Annotated in this window: 21 protein-coding genes; 1 reads left to right on the top strand and 20 read right to left on the bottom strand. The window is 35.6% G+C overall.

The window, feature by feature from the left end; translation table 11 throughout:
- Positions 1-327 precede the first annotated feature (327 nt).
- The 4 genes from AB4Z30_RS05635 to AB4Z30_RS05650 form a co-directional block, all read right to left on the bottom strand.
- On the bottom strand, positions 328-687 hold the full coding sequence (locus AB4Z30_RS05635) for a hypothetical protein (RefSeq protein ID WP_441924083.1): 360 nt from the start codon (positions 685-687) through the stop codon (positions 328-330).
- 222 nt (positions 688-909) lie between these two features.
- Positions 910-1,563, bottom strand: a complete 654-nt coding sequence (locus tag AB4Z30_RS05640; protein ID WP_441924085.1) for an MBL fold metallo-hydrolase — start codon at positions 1,561-1,563, stop codon at positions 910-912.
- Between the two features lie 147 nt (positions 1,564-1,710).
- The gene (locus AB4Z30_RS05645; protein ID WP_441924087.1) at positions 1,711-2,202 is read right to left on the bottom strand and encodes an NUDIX hydrolase; all 492 of its coding nucleotides are present in this window, start codon (positions 2,200-2,202) and stop codon (positions 1,711-1,713) included.
- Positions 2,203-2,369: 167 nt separating this feature from the next.
- On the bottom strand, positions 2,370-3,056 hold the full coding sequence (locus AB4Z30_RS05650; protein WP_441924089.1) for a hypothetical protein: 687 nt from the start codon (positions 3,054-3,056) through the stop codon (positions 2,370-2,372).
- A 178-nt stretch (positions 3,057-3,234) separates the two neighbouring features.
- On the opposite strand from AB4Z30_RS05650, the gene AB4Z30_RS05655 reads away from it, so the two are divergent.
- Positions 3,235-3,495 (top strand): transposase, encoded by a 261-nt coding sequence (locus AB4Z30_RS05655; RefSeq protein ID WP_441924091.1) that lies wholly within the window; start codon positions 3,235-3,237, stop codon positions 3,493-3,495.
- 466 nt (positions 3,496-3,961) lie between these two features.
- Here the strand turns inward: AB4Z30_RS05655 and AB4Z30_RS05660 are convergent, their stop codons facing one another.
- From AB4Z30_RS05660 to AB4Z30_RS05735, 16 genes are all read right to left on the bottom strand, one after another.
- Positions 3,962-4,285: a DUF2834 domain-containing protein gene (locus AB4Z30_RS05660; protein ID WP_441924093.1), complete on the bottom strand. Its 324-nt coding sequence runs from the start codon at positions 4,283-4,285 to the stop codon at positions 3,962-3,964.
- A gap of 646 nt (positions 4,286-4,931) precedes the next feature.
- A complete protein-coding gene (locus AB4Z30_RS05665; RefSeq protein ID WP_441924095.1) occupies positions 4,932-5,801 on the bottom strand; it encodes a GNAT family N-acetyltransferase in 870 nt (289 codons plus the stop codon).
- Between the two features lie 215 nt (positions 5,802-6,016).
- Positions 6,017-6,580, bottom strand: a complete 564-nt coding sequence (locus AB4Z30_RS05670; RefSeq protein ID WP_441924097.1) for a hypothetical protein — start codon at positions 6,578-6,580, stop codon at positions 6,017-6,019.
- 538 nt (positions 6,581-7,118) lie between these two features.
- The gene (locus tag AB4Z30_RS05675; RefSeq protein WP_441924099.1) at positions 7,119-7,784 is read right to left on the bottom strand and encodes a hypothetical protein; all 666 of its coding nucleotides are present in this window, start codon (positions 7,782-7,784) and stop codon (positions 7,119-7,121) included.
- A gap of 30 nt (positions 7,785-7,814) precedes the next feature.
- Positions 7,815-8,279 (bottom strand): VOC family protein, encoded by a 465-nt coding sequence (locus AB4Z30_RS05680; protein WP_441924101.1) that lies wholly within the window; start codon positions 8,277-8,279, stop codon positions 7,815-7,817.
- A 46-nt stretch (positions 8,280-8,325) separates the two neighbouring features.
- On the bottom strand, positions 8,326-8,754 hold the full coding sequence (locus AB4Z30_RS05685; RefSeq protein WP_441924103.1) for a DUF4259 domain-containing protein: 429 nt from the start codon (positions 8,752-8,754) through the stop codon (positions 8,326-8,328).
- A gap of 199 nt (positions 8,755-8,953) precedes the next feature.
- On the bottom strand, positions 8,954-9,301 hold the full coding sequence (locus tag AB4Z30_RS05690; protein WP_441924105.1) for a hypothetical protein: 348 nt from the start codon (positions 9,299-9,301) through the stop codon (positions 8,954-8,956).
- 107 nt (positions 9,302-9,408) lie between these two features.
- Positions 9,409-9,951, bottom strand: coding sequence for a hypothetical protein (locus tag AB4Z30_RS05695; protein WP_441924107.1), 543 nt, complete (start codon positions 9,949-9,951; stop codon positions 9,409-9,411).
- A 36-nt stretch (positions 9,952-9,987) separates the two neighbouring features.
- Positions 9,988-10,524 (bottom strand): M23 family metallopeptidase, encoded by a 537-nt coding sequence (locus AB4Z30_RS05700; protein ID WP_441924109.1) that lies wholly within the window; start codon positions 10,522-10,524, stop codon positions 9,988-9,990.
- Between the two features lie 194 nt (positions 10,525-10,718).
- The gene (locus AB4Z30_RS05705) at positions 10,719-11,231 is read right to left on the bottom strand and encodes a hypothetical protein (RefSeq protein ID WP_441924110.1); all 513 of its coding nucleotides are present in this window, start codon (positions 11,229-11,231) and stop codon (positions 10,719-10,721) included.
- Between the two features lie 279 nt (positions 11,232-11,510).
- The gene (locus AB4Z30_RS05710; RefSeq protein ID WP_441924239.1) at positions 11,511-11,741 is read right to left on the bottom strand and encodes an NUDIX domain-containing protein; all 231 of its coding nucleotides are present in this window, start codon (positions 11,739-11,741) and stop codon (positions 11,511-11,513) included.
- Between the two features lie 388 nt (positions 11,742-12,129).
- Positions 12,130-12,897, bottom strand: coding sequence for a GNAT family N-acetyltransferase (locus tag AB4Z30_RS05715; protein ID WP_441924112.1), 768 nt, complete (start codon positions 12,895-12,897; stop codon positions 12,130-12,132).
- A 145-nt stretch (positions 12,898-13,042) separates the two neighbouring features.
- Positions 13,043-13,519: a GNAT family N-acetyltransferase gene (locus AB4Z30_RS05720; RefSeq protein ID WP_441924114.1), complete on the bottom strand. Its 477-nt coding sequence runs from the start codon at positions 13,517-13,519 to the stop codon at positions 13,043-13,045.
- Between the two features lie 250 nt (positions 13,520-13,769).
- Positions 13,770-14,279 (bottom strand): DinB family protein, encoded by a 510-nt coding sequence (locus AB4Z30_RS05725; RefSeq protein WP_441924116.1) that lies wholly within the window; start codon positions 14,277-14,279, stop codon positions 13,770-13,772.
- A 225-nt stretch (positions 14,280-14,504) separates the two neighbouring features.
- Positions 14,505-14,870 carry a hypothetical protein gene (locus AB4Z30_RS05730; RefSeq protein WP_441924118.1) on the bottom strand — a complete coding sequence of 122 codons (366 nt, stop codon included), beginning with the start codon at positions 14,868-14,870 and terminating at the stop codon, positions 14,505-14,507.
- Positions 14,871-15,029: 159 nt separating this feature from the next.
- Positions 15,030-15,374 (bottom strand): hypothetical protein, encoded by a 345-nt coding sequence (locus AB4Z30_RS05735; protein ID WP_441924120.1) that lies wholly within the window; start codon positions 15,372-15,374, stop codon positions 15,030-15,032.
- Positions 15,375-15,376: the final 2 nt, after the last annotated feature.

The following is a 15,376-nucleotide window of genomic DNA, read 5'->3' on the forward strand; positions in this document are numbered from 1 at the left end:
CAAAGAAATCTAATGTAATCTTATAATCCCTGACTTGTTTATACTCAACTTCCCACTTTTGAACAACAGTTTCGGTGAAGTATAAAAAAACATGGAACTCAACAATCAGATCTTCATCGTCTCTTTTACAATAATGGGACGAAGATAGACATCATCTTCAAATATCGCATCCCTGAACTCGGCTTGAAATCTCTGAAAAATAGCACTTCACCTTCTTTCCCATATTGTCGTATAACGAACCGCATTGATTACGTTCAAGCATATTCCGTTTAAATTGATGATTTCCCTCAAATCTTTTCACCCCACCAAAATAATGGTCATATGATGTTAAGTGTTGCTTCTATCTTCCTGGTGGGGCCTCATGGCATACCAATTTAAAATTTCCTTATGTGTTCTTTCAATCTTTATGTTATATGTTTCTCTGTATTCTTCTTTAATATCACTAGGATCAAATCCATACCATATATAACAATTAACTAAAAGGTCACGAATTTCATCCACTGAATCTTGAAGAAGCAGTTCTAATATTTCCGTAGTTAAACGATCGTGTTCATCAACTGGAGCACCACCTTCAACTAAATTCACAGGATCAAATCGGTTAACTATTTCTCTTAATTCTAAAAACAGCTTTGAATCTTCTAAAATTCTCATTTTATTGTTTTCTTTAGCTCTACCCTTAAAATCCATGTGTTCCCCCACCTAAATTATTGCGTTCACTTTAACAGTTAATAAGCTTACACTCTTATAAAGTATTTGCTCTATGTTCACTTCGTCCGTTTACTCACGTCTGACGTGGCTAGATCTCCAAATCTGTTTCGACGATCTAATACGAACCTCATCCTCATCAATACCAGCTTCTAATCGTTCATAAATATGATCTTTCAGAAGGAAGAAGCCACCTTCCTTGAATCATTCTACTAATAACTCTAGTTGTTTTTCTATTCTTTCAATAACATCCTTTTTTAATACTATATTATGGCCTGATATCCATGTTTTCATATCTAAATTTTTATATATATTTATTGTTTCTTTGTAGTGTTTTGTATCACAATAAAGAGATGGAATGATTTCCTCCAGTGTATCTCCAATATTATCTCCTACATTAATGACTTTTTCTTCTTCATCCAGCACACTTATAGAATCGATTGTATGTCCTGGTGTATAAATTAATCTTATTTTATCTTCTGGAAAGAACAGCTCATTTTCAAACAACAGATTAGGAAGACATTTCTTCACTTCTCCCATGCTGAATTTTGAATATTTATTAACCATCGTGTCCCATTCTTTTTCAATAATATCTCTACAAAGTTGATGAGAAATTATTAAGCAATCTTTAAATGTATTGTTTCCAAAAACATGATCCCAATGATAATGAGTATTAATAATAATTAAGGGCTTACCGACTTGTTTTATGTAATCTACAACAGGTTGCACAAATTCGGAACCAAGACCAGTATCAATTAAATACGTATTCTTAGCCCCCAAGATTAAATGAATATTCAAATCAAAAAATTGATTACTGCAAAATAAAACGTGTTTATTACTAATCTGTTTAATGTTCATCGTTTTTCACCCTTCCGATTATTTCAATTAACGCTACTCTATTCACGAACTTGCGCAGCAAGTTATCAAATAACGATAACATCATGAGATTCCTCTGCTGACCAAGGCGCTCACACCTCATGAACATTATGTGATGTTACTCCCTACTTAGATTTTCTTTCCAAATCTGTGTTTTAAATAGTACTTTAATCCAGCGCGATCAACATCTGAAAACTGTTTCTGGTCTTCTATCATCAATTTATAGACTTCATCAATAGTTGCCCATCTAATATTTGTAGTTTCATCTCCTACTTCTAAGAGACTACCTTCAACCTTACATATAAAATACATACCCATAGAATCAACTGGACCCTTTATTGTTTGATATACACAATAAGGTTCTAAACACTCAACTTCAAAAGCCGGGTTAATCCCACGTGTATCTATACGCTTTTGACTACCTTCCACTTCTATTACTGTTAAACCTGTTTCTTCAAATACTTCTCGTTTCAGACCATCTAATATTGATTCGAATAATTCTAATCTTCCACCTGGCAATTCTAATGATATCTCATCCTTTTTATTTCGTGTCTGTATGATAATTTCTATATTATCGTTACCTTTACGTTCGATGATTGCTCTTGCATTAACATAAAACATCAAGCATTCTCCTTTCAATTTTTTTGTTGATCTCTACTTGTATTGCAGTAGTTTCACATAACTTTTCTGTATTTACGACCCGGTGCGTATGCTGGGTGGACGACGAATACCGAACCCAGGACGAATGTCCGCAGTGTGAATATATTTTCAACTGATATTCGTTGGTTTCACTGAATTGCCTGCAACGTTCCTATTATTATTTCTTTTTTGTTTTTTAAAGCCACTTCCTTATCAGAAATCCATTGTAGTTCACCTAAATGAATATAAAACTTCCATTCGTTGGGTACTTCTTTGATTACAAGTTTTCTTGCAATCTCTTTACCACTTTTGTCTGTTATACATAAATATATTTTAATCTCACTTATTTCATGTTCACAYATAACCCTTGCCTTTAGATTACGCTTGGGATTGTACACGGCTTTACCAGATTGATACACGTTTAATAGATTATCGTTTTCCATTCTCGAAAACACTTCTATGAACGGTTCACTATTCCATTCCTCTTCTTTAAGTACTTCAAAAACCCCTTCTTTCAATACGTTAAAAATCATCCATTTCTTTTCTTCTGATGTCAGATTAAAATATCTAGAAATATCAAACTCCATACTAACCTCATATACTTCAGATTTAACAAACTTTTTTCGCGATTTATTAATATCTGAATAACATTCAATCATCAGCTTCCAAGCAAATGGAGTCTTGTACCGGTAATTTTTGAAATATCTTTCTGCCATCGAAGCTATGCAGCGGCATTCATTTCTAAATTGAAGCCGCTTAGGCTTCCAACTGTGCTCATAGTCCTCAGCATCTTCTCTAATGTAAGGCAGATCCAAATCAAATTCTTTTAATATCATTGGTTCACCTCCCTTATGCTTTGACGAATTTAAGCTAACGTTCAGATATTAACGTTCCGGCGAATGCCAGAACGTATGTCCGCAGCGTGATTATTATGTTAGAAGAAGTGTTGCTAGAATAAAAAGTGGACACCCGTTAACGGACGGAAGGATAATAAGAGAACGGAGGTGTGTCCACATGGGAGAACATCGGCAACGTTATAATAAAGAGTTTAAGAAACAAACGGTAAAATTTATCCAAGAACAAACAAAAACGCTTGGAGATCTCGCGGAAGAGCTCAATATTCCAAAAAGTACGTTACATCAATGGATGAGCAAATACCGCGAGCTTAAAAACGAACCTGTTGCTAGTAAGGATCGAGTCATGGAACTCGAAGCAGAGCTTAAAGAGATGCGCCGGTTGCTTCAAGAGAAAGAACATACCCTTGCGGATACGTAAGAAGAATTAGCCATTGTAAAAAAAGGCGGTGCACATCTTCAGCAAACCAAAACGTTTAGATTTCAGTTTGTGGAAAACCATCGCTCCGAGTTTTCTTTGGAGAAAATGTGCGCTATTTTAGATGTGTCTCGGAGTGGATATTACAAGTGCCGGCTGGACAGAACAAGTCGGCATAACATGCGGAAAGCTCAGGTCATGAAGCGCATTCGGTATCATTTTTACGATCACCAGAAGCGGTGTGGTAGTCCTAAAATCACCTATTTGCTCCATCTGGAAGGATATCAAATCAGTTCTTAAGCTATCTTTCCCCTGCCCGATTTGCGATGCAGTTTACAGACGAAACCGTAGCCTAAGTGTCCACTTTCTTGACATAGCTCCAAAGTACCTGTTGTCATTGAACCCTAAACTTTATCTATTTCGTTTACATCGACCGATTTCATTATATAAAGAAAGATCTATTTTCTGTTTAACTATCTTTCATTTTTTCCATTTGAATTTCACGCAATAATAAAAATAATGGTAATCCAAATGAAACACCAACGGTTAGTGTTCCAATGATCGGTATCCACTTATGCTTTACACCAATTCGCTTTCCTTCATATAAAATAAATCCAATCAAAACAATTGCTGCAATTATTATATCCAACCAAGCAAATGCACTAATTCGATTCTCTGTTGCTTCATTCAATAGTATCATCAGATTGAATCCGTTTTCACTGATCCAAGGAATAAACTCCATGTAAGGAATTATTATTCCTAGAATTGATAACAATCCAAAAAAATATTTCAAGCCTCTCACCTCAACAATTATTAGTTATAAAAGATTTCAATGGTCCTTAAAGATCTTTTAAGGTATTTCATCTAACGTTCAATGTACTCCCCCCCCACGCAACTGCTATGAATTCTCTACGAATCATGCTTTCTAGCTAAATTCCATTCTAAAAAATGGTTTATATCATTTAATGCATCTATAATCGTTCCCCTTTGTTCTTGCAACATGAGCTAACCCTAAAATTGCATTTGCCCTAACATGAGGATGGGTATGTTGAGCCAATTCCAGACAAAGATTTTGAGCAATCCTCCAACTGGGATGATACCTCCCCACTGACAACGATACTAAACCAGCTCTTTAATCTCTTCGTCGTTGTACTCCCTTATCTCTTCGTATTTCAGCTCAATGAGTTGCTCCTACTTAATTGTTCTGAGTTTGGTTGATTTCATATAACGTTCCCGTATTTGTGAAATGACCCAGCCTTAGATAGCTCTTATCTTAGGCTGGGTCGTTGGTTGTCTGAGCTTCCTTCCATAATCAGCATCTGACAACCAAGGGTAATAACCCTGCAGCGTGAATACTATGTTATAGAATGTCAGCTTCATCTTTGATATACTAACAAGATCTTTCCTTTGGAACTTGTTCTTTTCCTTTTCTTAATCAATTACATTTTATCAATAGGAATCACATAATAAAGAGATTCGGCAGAAACATCAAATCCTATGGACTGATAAAGACTTAATGCACGTCTATTTTGAGTAACTACACTCAAGCGGATTTGAGAGTACTCTTGACTTTCCAAAAACTTAACTACCCTCGAAAGAATTTTGCGGCCATATCCTCTCCCCTGAAATGCGGGAAGCACACAAAAATCATGGATAGTAGCAGTATTCGTATGAAGACAATTAACTCTAATCATCCCTACTGGTGTAAGACTATCCGTAGCAATATAAGTGACACGTGAAGACTCTTTAGTATGGCTCAAATACTTCCTCGTCCAAAACTCTGAATCTCCAAAAGCCTGAGATAAACACTTAATCAAAAACTCTAAGTCCTGTTCTACAGCCAATCGCAAATTAACGTCTCCGAAATTTAAGTTTGTATCTTCTACGCCCTTGAAGGTCATGGAGAACTCAGATGAACTTAAGCTGGCCCCTAAATGTCTTATACAATCAATACCTGACTCAGAGTTCGATGGAATTCTGAAACGGAAAGTAAGGATGCCATGCATTCGCATCTCCGACGTTGCCCTTTTAAGTAAGCCGCGAAAAACACCAGAACGGCGGAATTGCGGATGAACCATACTATTAATGTTAGCTTCAATCCCATCTGAAGAATGCCAACTTAGAAAACCGACTAACTGATCCTCGTGTTGGCAAAGAAAAGCCTGATCCCCATCGATTTCTTTAAGGCTTTCGATTCCCACCCTCAGACTTGACTTATCGTATATCTTGCACAACTGTTCTAGCATTCTGATTTGATTGATCTGATCATTTGAAAAATCATTCATTTTTATAATTTGATATTCTTGCATGTGTACGGGTTGCCCTCATCAAAAAAGAAACACGCAGTTTATGGACGAGTAGGCGCTATCCTTTTAGTTTCTGTCCAAATATTCATGGTTACCAATTGAACCGCCTCCTTGATAAGCTATGTATACATTATTAATTTTATCATCAGATTTATCAAGTGGATTGCGATTTTGGTAATCGCTTGAGAATTTTCATGCCCACAGCTCTCACAAGGTTATTATTCATCTTTCGTTAAGTTCCATGAATGAATAAGTTTATTATTCTTCCTTAAGAGGCTTGATCTTAAAATTCCTTTACCCTTTAACTCGTTAAATAGCGAGTAATAATCTGATTCTAAACTTAACCAATCATCGTATGAACTTGCTCGAGATAAGACTGAGGCAGACATATAGCCTTTAACTTCTCTCCATTCAGGTAATACATCTATCCAATCACCATACAGTACCCCCTGCCAATTGTCCCCCTTAGCTGAACGTAGCATTTGTTTATTTTCGGGATCTTTATCACTTCGGAACATCACTAGTCTTGATGAATCATCTTCAAAAAAAACATTACCGCAGTTCATACACTGGTATACAGTTCTTCTTAGGTCGTTGAACAGAGAACGGACCTTCATTAATGCATCTTCTTTGTTCTTTGAAGTCGGTCCAGATTCTTCAATAGCGCTATCAATTTCATCAAGTAAATCAAATAAATCTTGATCTGCTATTAGGTGGGCCTTATAAGATAAAAAATCGGTTGAGTCCGTAATTATATGTCCACAATCACAAGAAAATTTCATAAATCCCTCCGATCATAGAGCATTCATCGACTTTCTTAAATAGTAATATAAATGCACAAAATGTTACTGTTTTAAGATGCTTCGAAGTTCATTCCCTAACCCTTATTCCTTTTTTCTTTACGATTTCAATAGGTATTTATTGGCTCTTGCCTTTTTATTAATCTCGTTTAGTAAATTCTCTTTATAAATTGAAGTACTATATGGAATTTCCCTATGGTTATCATCCGGATAGATATTCTCCGCGTAAATTATAAAGTTATCTAAATCCATTTTCTTTATAATGTAATAATTCCCTTCAAATTCTCCATTACGAATGTGCACCGAATTAACAAAATATAAGATAGCTTCATAGAGTTCTTGAGATGAAATCTCGTCTTCTAAAAAACGGTTGATCTCCTCTTGGCTCCTAATCAATCTCTTTCACTTCCTTTATGGTTCTCCAGATTTTCAACAAAACCTTTTCTGATCTTTACAATTTCGTGATACAATTCAATTCTAATTCCACACCGGTATAGGGGTTTTCTGCTTAAATATTATGTTATCGAATGTCAGCATCTTCTTCGAGTTTCACCAAAAAATGATTTACTTTATTCTCATATTCTTCCCAATTGTACTTTTCGTTTTTTATGATCAATTTTGGTATCTCCCATTCCTGAACGATATTGAACATAAAATCTTGGTTTTTCGTCCAAAAATGTCCCGCTTCAATAAAATCATTATCCGTATAAAGTCCACAACGATCTTGTGTAAACTCAGGTCCACGAACACTACATATCCATCTCCAATGTTGTTCAACATGAGTTTGATAAAAATAAATTAGGATAGGATCAAGACGACTTAAAATAAGTTGTACTTTCTTGGTCAAATCTAATATTCTTTGTTCGTCCATTTGCATATTAAAAGCAAAACCAAGCGTATTCTGAAAAACGTAACTTTCCATAATTGTAACTTCGTCTCTCCCTACTCTTTCATTGACAAAATCAGTGAATAGCTGTTCAACTTTTGTAGTAAACCACTCCGCTTCATCTTGAATAGCAAAAGAAGTAAACGTCTTATTGTATATTCGCAATGGATGGTTCTCTTCCAATTCGTGATAAAACATATTTTGAATATTCATTTCATTCAACTTTGAACCTATTAATTTCCCAATCGTTGACTTACCAGAGCCTGGCATTCCATCTATTAGTATCAATCTTGACTTCATAGGCATTCCTCATTTCTATATTTATATTATTTAATTTCTTTCTTTCACAAGGTCTTCCCATTCTTCTATTGATAATTTATTGGATATATTCTTCAAATTTTCAGGAACACTCACAAAACACATTAATTCTAAACTGTTTCCATCTGGATCATTGAAATAGACTGAAGCATTTCCTTGGTTAGGTCTAACAAATGGATCTATTGAATCTCTCTTTCCAAATGGAACAGGCTCTATTTCAATCGTTTGAAGCCATTTCACACTCTCTCGAAGTTCTTCATAACTCACTCGAAATGCGATATGCCTTAATGACGGATGATAAGAAGTTTTATGCTCTTCGCCCTGCCATAGTCCCACCCAACTCTTTTCTTTTTCAATCCAAAAGAAGGCTGTATCTTCATCTCTCCATGCCAGCTCTAATCCTAGTTTAGAGTAAAATTCAATGGATGGTTTTAGATTGCTCACGGGTAAATGTGCTTCATATAATCCAAGTATCATTTTTTTCTCCTTTCGAACTTACCAGTTTCAGATAACGTTCCTGTATTCATAAACCTCGCAGAAGTTGTCTGCACAATCGATTATCTAAGTCATTTATTGTATTTAACCAGATCGGATATTCTTCTGATTCTTCCCATAGCTCTTTTAGTTCTGAATCTTTCTTAATTTTCTTCACTGCTCGTTTAGCTTTTGAAATGAGCTTTTTCCCTTTGCCTTTATGTGTATTAATCCAGTCATATAGATCTTCAGTATTACTTTGATTATTCAATATCTCTTTCCCTGGACTACCTTGTAATGCTGCAAGGATCTCAATTGCGCCTAGAGCATTTGAAGCTAAATCTGCCTCAATATATTCTTCTTCTAATACTTCTTCAATCGTCTCTTCAATTAATTCGATGTCATCAGAATCAAGCAAATCTGCCTTCAAATCTAATACATCATCGTTTTCAAAGATCCCAGCTCCCCATGCTCCCATCAATTCACCTCCAAAAAGTGTCATTGTGTTTTTAAACTTTTAGGGACTTTCAAAACGTTATTGTATTTACGAGCTCAGCGTATGCTGAGGTGTCTGGCTCCTGTCGGACCCAAGACGAATGTCCACAGCGTGAATATGATATTAAACAAAGGTTCGTTCTTCATGAAGATATTGTAAAAATTCCTATGTTTCACTTTTTCTATATTCCCAATTTACTCTGAACTAATTTAATTATAAAATTAGATATTTCGTCATCATTAATAAACATACTATCTATATATTGATAAAATCCTTTTAAATCTTCTCCAATTCCTTCATATTCATTTGCACCTATATCGTTTAGTGTCTTATATTCTTGTATAAGTTTAGGGACTTTTGTTATATCAGATAGTTCGTATTTATTTCGAATGTACATACCTAAAGTGAGATGTAAACTAACAAAATCATTCATTGATGCTAATTCATTTTGTCTAGCTTCTGACAAGTCATTTCTCATAATGTAGTCAACTAATTCGTGGAGTGAATCAATTACGATTCGTTTCCTCATTTCTCATTTCACCCTGTTCTTTTGATAATTACTTTTAGGATATCCTCCCTCTTTTATATGCACTTAATAAACTTTCGCATTAGGATTGTCGGGACTGCATGTATAAACTAGAAAATCATATTAGAAATTAAATATGTTTGTGAGTATTTTTCTTTAATTTCATTCATTATTTTCCGCCAGTGATCTTCAGCCTTTGACTCATCCTTTAAATCGTCCATATTAATATTTAATTTAAGATATGTTGTAATTTCATTTAATTCTAAACAAATCTGCTTCCACTTTTCGAAGTCTTCTTCAGTACGAATCATATCCAATAATAGGGATTTTAAATGTTCGAAAAAGTTTCTTGAATTAATCAGAGATGTTGCTGCAGCGTTTTCGGCAACACTATAATCTGATGCTATTTCTAGTAACCAAGTTTCTACTCCTTCTCTTGCATCAGGAGAATCATCATTTATTAGCTCTATTATTTTTTCAATTTTGAATTGTGGTATCTCCAATCCATAACTATAAAAGTTTTCAATTTGAGTAGTATACCTCTCATTGTTTTTTGTTTTGTAATCAAGAATTCTAAAATATGAAAAGCAATTAACAACAACAGAAATAACCAAGCAAACGGAGAGTAAACGAACAAGATATTCTTTTCTCATATTTATCTCCTTTGATTTCCCGACTTTTGTATTGAGTTAACATAAGTAAAGTCTTTCTCCAAATTCCTTCATCTGTGTTCCCATTCTCTGCAAGTCAAATCGAATTTGTAATGGAGTATCACCAATCCATGCACCCACATGAATATGTGGATTTCTGGAATATCCATTGTTCCCAGCTTTCGCAACTACTTGACCCGTCGTAATGATGTCGCCTTCTTCAACACTTATGTCCATTACATGGGCATAAGTAACAAGAACACCATCTTCTCTGGCAAATACTATAGAACTCGCCCTTCCTGGTGTAAAAGTTCCGGGATTATTAGTTATCGGATTTATAAATATAGATTTCACAACTCCATCAAATGGAGCTAGTACATCGGCACCCCATGTATACCAATTCTCATTGAGCATACCGTCACCATCATACATTCGCATCCATCCATCTTTAAATCTGGTGATCATGCAATCTCTACCTAATGCATCACCTATGTACTGATATTGCCCTTCAGGATGTTCAATTGTTAGAAATAAATGATTGAATACAGGATTTATAATCACTTCGGAAATATTCAAATCTTTCATCCTTTCTTCATTTATGTTTCTTCAAAACTAGTTCTAGAAACATGTTATCTATTTGTTTCAATGAAATCTCATTATCCATATACTCACTCCTTGGAATCCTTCCAGCGATCGAGGGAGAATGCCCGCAGTAGGGATGATGTGTCATCGAATGTCAGCGACTTCTTTGAATAACTAACATTCATTCTTTATCCCTTACTCTTCTTTTCGTACTTCATGTAACTGAGTCGTTTCCACTCACTTGGAACGTGTAGCCATATTGCTGGAGCAAAGCATTTGCTGAAGAGTTCATCTTTGGTGAATTCAAAAATATAGGTTTTGACATTTTCATTTAGTAATTTGATTTCTTCTGAAGTAATCTGACCGTTTTCTAATTGGTCATAAGTATTTTGTGAAATATAAAAGCTTTCATAATCAACGCCCATTTCGCTATACCATCCCCCATAGTAATCACTCTTGGGTCCTCCCATTCCATGAGGGCAACTATATTGTTTCATATTATCTTCTGAACAAAGGCACCACCAAGTAACACCATTAACAGCAATACCAATATCCGAAAGCTCAAGTATTAAGTTTTCAATTAAATCAAAGTTCGTAATAATATCGATGTATCCACTTCCAACTGGCTGAGATCTATACTTCTCTAATAAATCCTCAATATTATTCTGAATGAGTTCATAATTCGATCTCATAAATTCCAAATAATTCAACTTCCTTCACAACCTCTATAATTATTTCTCTACTTAAAGATATCATTTATAGATTTTAGCTGATTTCCTATAACGTTCCTGTAAACAAGACGTCTCACCGACTTAAGCGACCACCGGGAGTGGCCGCGATGCGCTTAGCCAGTATGGATGTGTTCGCTGAATTCACTCCCTTGTCAATCGCTTCTTGCGAACCAGGAACCGTCTGGCCCGAAGCGTGGGTATGATGTTATATGAAGGTGACGGCTTCTCGAATTACTTACAATATCTTTTTTAATAGTACTTCAATAATTCTTTATCGATTTCATCTATATATCCAATGTCTTTAATTCCATCCCAAAAGATAATCTTTTGGGCTTCCTCAAGCATTTCTCTGATTGCACATTCTCTTAATGTTTCTCCTGGCTCAAGCATGCCTCCAGCTAACTCCCAATTGTTCTTCCAACCGTTAAATAATAGTAAAAATCGTTCATTATTCTTGGCAACGACTAATGCATGCGTGATTGGGTAATCTAAGTTATTTCTTCTACTTGCTCTTCAGTAATATCTAATAGTTCCTCAAAAATATCACCTTATTGGTTTATACAAATTGATATCATTTTTCTCCCCCACAACATTAGAATTTCGTCACTTTCTTATAACGTTTCTGTATCTACGAACCCGAAAGGCTTAAGGGAGCAAGCGATTGGGTGGCTCCCTTAAGCCTTTCAGGGGTCCCTGCCTGAATCTACTTCTTCAAAATGCCTCGGGCAAATCAAGGAGCCACAGCGACGGGGCGTAGATATGTTGTTATAAGATATATCCACCTTCTTTGTATTACCTACAAGTATTTTTTTGCAACACTCAACTACCGTGTCCTGTTATCTTTACGACGTGCCTATAGTGCGACTGTTTATATAGAGTACACTTCGTATTCTTTTTCCATTTTGTAACCTAATTTTTCTGCAAGTGCAACTGACTCTAAATTGGCTGCGTCCCAGTTTGGGTGGCTATTTCGGCTCAGACACTCAAGAATCAATCTTGATGCGCAAGCTAGTGCCAAACCTTGGCGCCTGTATAAGGGATGTGTCCCAATTGTAACTTCAATCCCCCCTTCATGATAAGTATAAGAAGAAGCACCGGTAATAATCTGATTATCCTTGAGGATAACAAATCCAATTCCATGCTGCATAAATTCTTCTAAGGAAGAGAAGAAACAACAACAGTCTGCCATAAAGGGATCTTGCAATACCATTGGGTAAATATGCTCATCTATGGGTACGATTTTGAAAGCAGTATCTATCATTTTTATGTTCTCTTCTAACTGTTCTACCTGGAAATTCGGTTCTTTCTTAAAGGAATATCGATTAAACTTTCGGAATGAATCTGAGTAATATTGAGATAAAAGGGATTTCCAAGAAAACTCATTCGTAATTATAATTTTCCCCTTGCATTCTTCTAGAACAAACCGCAATGGAACATCTACTTCTTTCAAAGCTTCGACACTACCAAGTAAGAATGCGAAATCTCCTGCAATAATTACGGAGTACGTGGGCTCATTCTTCCTGTCAACCCATGCCCTTCCTATATTTCCTTCTATAGTTGCAAAAAGAACTGTATTACTTCTACCGTTGCATAAAAAGCGAACAGTCTTGAGCTCATTCTTCGCTAATTCTAACACCAATTATTCCTCCCTTTACGGCTATTTCTTATAACGTTTCTGTATTTACGACCCAGCCCATGCTGGGTGTCTGGCAAATGCCGAACTAAGGACGTATGTCCGCAGCGTGAATATTATATTATCAGATGTAACATGTCTTCTTGAATTAGCTAATAAACGTTTGTATAGTTTTTCCGTTCTCAATCCGCTCTTCAAATTGGCCTTTTGTATATTCATCAATCACTCTTTTCCAAAATATCTGTGCTCCTTTATTACTTTCAATTTGATGCACTTCCCACGGTCCTTTATGTCGGTTAAATAGATCAGTTGCTACTGCCATTCCCATTCCTTCTCGTCTATACTTTTTTAATATGAAAAATTCTGTAATTGAATAATGCCAAAGTTCCAAGTCTTCAATTAAACGAACTAAGACAAATCCTATGTACTTCTCTTCTCGTTTAATTACATAAGCAAATTGATGGTTTCCTTCTTCAAAATAATCATCTAACGGGTAAGGGCTATACTTCCCATTTTCTTCTACGTCAAATTCGAGGAATTCGGAAAAATCATAAATATAAAATTGCATGAGATTGTCTAATACTTCTCTATGTTTTTGATTGACTTGAATGATAGCAAAATTCATTTCATATACCCCACTTTAATATTCATCTGCGTGTTATTTCCGATAACGTTCCTGTATCTACGAACCCGAGAGGCTTAAGGCGCGAACGCCCCGGGTCCGACGAACTTAGCCTCGTAAGGTTGTGAACTGGACCCACTTCTTAGCTTCTCACATCTTGCGAACCAAGGGACGAACGGCCCGCAACGTAGATATGATGTTTTAGTATGTCAGTGCCATCTTCGAAGCACTTTCACATTCAGGCACCTTTATATTAATCATAATTCCATACAAGCTGTCCCTTTCTAATCTTTGCTGCATATATTATTTGTCCGGTGTGATAATGCATTTCTCTAATCATTGCTATCATTAGATTAAGAACCGTTGTCTCATTGTTTACCTGGCTATATGTAAGAGGTGGACGATTGATAAACGGTTTTGATAACAACAATTCAGGGTTTGAATTGAGGTGTTCGAGATAGAGAATGATTATATCAAATGCTTCTTTTGTCATGTTGTAAACTTGCTCTTTAGAATATTGGAGTCCACGTTCAAACTCCTTGTCTCTATCCCTAGTGTCTGGAATATCATAAAAGATTGTTTCTATTCTGGAATGAACACAACCTCGAATATGAGCAACTAAATTAGTAATACTATTACTTTCAGAGTTAGGTACCCATGTTAAATCTTCCTCTGACAATTGTCCAATCGCTTGGAGAGTCCATTTCCTCTCCGAATTAAATTTAATCAACATACTTTCGATTACTTCATTTGCAATTTCCATAGGAGAGCCTCCAACTAGTTATCTTGATAACCAATATTAATAGTTACTTAACCTCTATTTACTATCGCATGTTTGTTTTGCACTGGTTTCCTATAACGTTTCTGTATTCACGACTCAGCGTATGCTGAGGTGTCCGGCGAATGTCGGACCAAGTACGTATGTCCGTAGCGTGAATATTATGTCAGATGATGTTGCCAACTTTTCGAGTTACTTACACCTGTTTTTTCATTCTAGTACTTCTCCATTCCAGTTAACGATTGTTATTTCTTTATCTTTTAATAGGCACCAATCAATGATTTCACCTATTAATTTTGGAGTAATGATTTCATCATCCCATTTTGGTGTCAGGACTCGTCTATATCCTATATATTCTTTCGTCCAGCCTTCAAATTCCTTTCCAATAATCACTATTTTCGGGGTTTTGCTTTTAATACTGTATTGACCAACTTCATAGGTAACCAAAAAAATTTTATCTTTAGAAAGAATATGTAATTTGATGATCCCTTCGTCATCACTATCTGGTTGAATATACCAATAAAACAATCGCTTTGAACGTATGATCTTACGTTTATACTTTTTTCTTACTCCCATGATGCACCTCGAAAATTCAATTAGATTTCGGCAATTTCAACTAACGTTGCTGTATTCAAGACCCAGCGTATGCTGGATGTGCGACGAATGCCGTACCAAGGGCGTATGCCCGCAGCGTGAAAATTGTGTTACTAAGGTACTCGATTTCTTTTTGCTTTCTCATAGTTCTTCTCTTATTAATGCTTCACTTATTTTCTTTCTAACTTCTTTCCCTATTTCGCTAGGTACTATTTCAATAAATCCAATCTCTCCATTAAAGACTTCAATTAGTCCTGATTTTGTTTGAAATCCTTCATAGCTTAACTGTTCATTTTCTGTTACTGCAGGTTCAATTGTATAGAATGACCCACAACTAGGATCTCCACATTCGCACAAACTGATAATGCTAAGTTCTTGTACTTGTTCTAACAAATCCAATCTTTCTTCTTTTTCAAGTTTTTCAATTATGTCATTTGCAATCTCAGGAAGTAGAAAAACTAACTTTAGACAAGGAGAAGAGTTCATAA

It is taken from the genome of Paenibacillus sp. 2TAF8 (assembly GCF_052114825.1).
In the GTDB taxonomy this organism is placed as follows: domain Bacteria; phylum Bacillota; class Bacilli; order Paenibacillales; family Paenibacillaceae; genus Paenibacillus.

Excerpts from the sequence above, each read along its gene's own strand:
- AB4Z30_RS05730 (WP_441924118.1), bottom strand. The coding sequence starts at position 14,870 with ATGGGAGTAAGAAAAAAGTATAAACGTAAGATCATACGTTCAAAGCGA.
- AB4Z30_RS05685 (WP_441924103.1), bottom strand. The coding sequence starts at position 8,754 with ATGGGAGCATGGGGAGCTGGGATCTTTGAAAACGATGATGTATTAGAT.
- AB4Z30_RS05695 (WP_441924107.1), bottom strand. The coding sequence starts at position 9,951 with ATGAGAAAAGAATATCTTGTTCGTTTACTCTCCGTTTGCTTGGTTATT.
- AB4Z30_RS05655 (WP_441924091.1), top strand. The coding sequence starts at position 3,235 with ATGGGAGAACATCGGCAACGTTATAATAAAGAGTTTAAGAAACAAACG.
- AB4Z30_RS05670 (WP_441924097.1), bottom strand. The coding sequence starts at position 6,580 with ATGAAATTTTCTTGTGATTGTGGACATATAATTACGGACTCAACCGAT.
- AB4Z30_RS05675 (WP_441924099.1), bottom strand. The coding sequence starts at position 7,784 with ATGAAGTCAAGATTGATACTAATAGATGGAATGCCAGGCTCTGGTAAG.
- AB4Z30_RS05640 (WP_441924085.1), bottom strand. The coding sequence starts at position 1,563 with ATGAACATTAAACAGATTAGTAATAAACACGTTTTATTTTGCAGTAAT.
- AB4Z30_RS05665 (WP_441924095.1), bottom strand. The coding sequence starts at position 5,801 with ATGCAAGAATATCAAATTATAAAAATGAATGATTTTTCAAATGATCAG.
- AB4Z30_RS05680 (WP_441924101.1), bottom strand. The coding sequence starts at position 8,279 with ATGATACTTGGATTATATGAAGCACATTTACCCGTGAGCAATCTAAAA.
- AB4Z30_RS05690 (WP_441924105.1), bottom strand. The coding sequence starts at position 9,301 with ATGAGGAAACGAATCGTAATTGATTCACTCCACGAATTAGTTGACTAC.
- AB4Z30_RS05725 (WP_441924116.1), bottom strand. The coding sequence starts at position 14,279 with ATGGAAATTGCAAATGAAGTAATCGAAAGTATGTTGATTAAATTTAAT.
- AB4Z30_RS05720 (WP_441924114.1), bottom strand. The coding sequence starts at position 13,519 with ATGAATTTTGCTATCATTCAAGTCAATCAAAAACATAGAGAAGTATTA.
- AB4Z30_RS05645 (WP_441924087.1), bottom strand. The coding sequence starts at position 2,202 with ATGTTTTATGTTAATGCAAGAGCAATCATCGAACGTAAAGGTAACGAT.
- AB4Z30_RS05735 (WP_441924120.1), bottom strand. The coding sequence starts at position 15,374 with ATGAACTCTTCTCCTTGTCTAAAGTTAGTTTTTCTACTTCCTGAGATT.
- AB4Z30_RS05635 (WP_441924083.1), bottom strand. The coding sequence starts at position 687 with ATGGATTTTAAGGGTAGAGCTAAAGAAAACAATAAAATGAGAATTTTA.